Origin of the sequence: Nostocoides japonicum T1-X7, from assembly GCF_001046855.1 — a bacterium.
Taxonomy (GTDB): Bacteria; Actinomycetota; Actinomycetes; order Actinomycetales; family Dermatophilaceae; genus Nostocoides; species Nostocoides japonicum.
Map to the genome: position 1 here is coordinate 4,723,969 of NZ_HF570958.1, position 1,928 is coordinate 4,725,896.

At 77.4% G+C, this 1,928-nt stretch carries 1 protein-coding gene and 1 pseudogene; both read left to right on the forward strand.

The genetic code is table 11. From position 1 onward, the window contains the following. A pseudogene (locus BN12_RS25560) lies at positions 1-455 on the forward strand (hypothetical protein); the annotation flags it as partial. Further along, on the forward strand, positions 448-1,928 hold a 1,481-nt coding region (gene murJ, locus BN12_RS21455; RefSeq protein ID WP_157635611.1), incomplete at its 3' end, for a murein biosynthesis integral membrane protein MurJ. The pseudogene BN12_RS25560 and the gene murJ, both read left to right, overlap by 8 nt.

Genomic DNA, 1,928 nt, shown 5'->3' on the forward strand with positions numbered 1-1,928 from the left:
CGGCGGCTCTCGCCGTCGACGCCGGCGGCCGGCGCGAGGGCTCCACCAGGGTGTCGACCCTCGTCGGCGCCGGCGTCGTCGCCGGGTCGGCGAACCTCGCCAACCTCCTCGACCTGCGCCCGGGACGGACGCTCAAGGCGTCCGTCATCGCCGCCGCACCCCTCGTCCTGGCCCGGGACGAGGGCACGTCGACGACCGCCGCCGTGGTGCTCGGCGCCGCCGCCGGGCTGCTGCCCGACGACCTCGCCGGTCGCTCCATGCTCGGCGACACCGGCGCCAATGCCGCGGGGGCGCTCGTCGGGACCGCGCTCCTCGGTGCCCTCGGGCTGCGCGGCCGGCTCGTCGCGCTCGCCGTCCTCACCGGCCTCACCGTCGTCTCCGAGCGGGTGAGCTTCACCGCGGTCATCGAGTCGACCCCCGGCCTGCGCGAGCTGGACCGGCTCGGACGTGGCTGACCCCGCAGCAGGACCGCGGCCGGCCACCGCGGCCGTGACCGGGGTCGCGGCCGCTGCGGGGCTCATCGCCGTCCTCACCCTCCTGTCGCGGGTGGCCGGCTTCGCCCGGACCCTCGTCTTCGCCGACGCGGTGCGGACGGCCGGGGTGGGCGCGGTCTACAACACCGTCAACGCGATGCCCAACGTGCTCTACGAGGTGGCCGCGGGCGGCGTCCTCGCCGCGGTCGCCATCCCGGTCGTCGCGGGGCACCTCGGGCGCGGCGACGCGGCGCGGGCCAACCGGAGCGCCTCGGCGCTGCTCACCTGGGCGTTCACCGTGCTCCTGCCGCTCGCCGCCGTCCTCGCCCTCGCCGCGCCCGCCCTCACCGGCTGGTTCGTCGACGACGACCAGCCCGGCGCGGTGGCCGTGGGCACGACGATGCTGCGCGTCTTCGCCGTCCAGGTGCCGCTCTACGGCCTCGGCATCGTCCTCGCCGGCGTGCTCCAGGCCCACCGCCGCTTCTTCGCCGCGGCCCTCGCGCCGCTCCTGTCGAGCCTCGTCGTCATGGTCAGCTACGTCATCTACGGCAGTGTCGTCGACGGCGTCACCGCGCCGTCGGACGTGAGCCACGGCGCGGTGCTCCTCCTCGCCTGGGGGACGACCCTCGGCGTCGTCGCCCTCAGCGTGCCGCTCGTCGTCCCCGCCGTGCGCGCCGGCTTCCGCTGGCACCCGACGTGGCGCTTCCCCCCCGGGGACGCCCGGCGGTCGGCCTCGCTGGCGGGCGCCGGCCTGCTCGCCCTCCTCGCCCAGCAGGCCTGCGTCCTCGCGACGATCTGGGTCGCCAACCACCGCGGCGACAACGGGACGCTGTCGGTCTACCAGTACATCCAGGCCGTCTACCTCCTGCCGTATGCCATCCTCGCCGTCCCCGTCGCGACGTCCGCCTTCCCCGCCCTCGCCCAGGCGGCCGGGGCGGGCCACGACGCGGTCCCCACCCTCGGCCGGTCGGTGCGCGCGGTGCTCGGGCTCACCGGCATCGCCTCGGCCGTCCTCGTCGCCGCCGCCGGATCGGTCGGTGCCTTCTTCAGCGCCTTGGACGCCCGGCGCGGAGGCGGGCAGACGAGCTCCGCCTCGCTGGCCGCCCTCGGGGACGGCCTCGCGGCATACGCACCGGGAGTCGTCGGGTTCGGTGTCGTGGCCCTGCTCACCCGGGCCCTCTACGTCCGGGGGCGGCCCCGCGACGCGGCGCTGAGCGTCGCCCTCGGCTGGCTCGTCGCCGCCGTCGTGCCGCTCGTCGTCCTCGGCGACGGCGCGGGCCCGGTGCGGACGCTCCGCGTCCTCGGTCTCGCGTCGGCGGGTGGGATGACCCTCGCGGCCGTGCTCCTCGCCGTGCTCGTCCGCCGGGCCTGGGGTCCGCAGGCGCTCGCCGGGTCGGGCCGCACCCTCGTCGGCGTCGTCGTCGGCGGGGCCTGCGGTGCCGGTGTCGCGGCGCT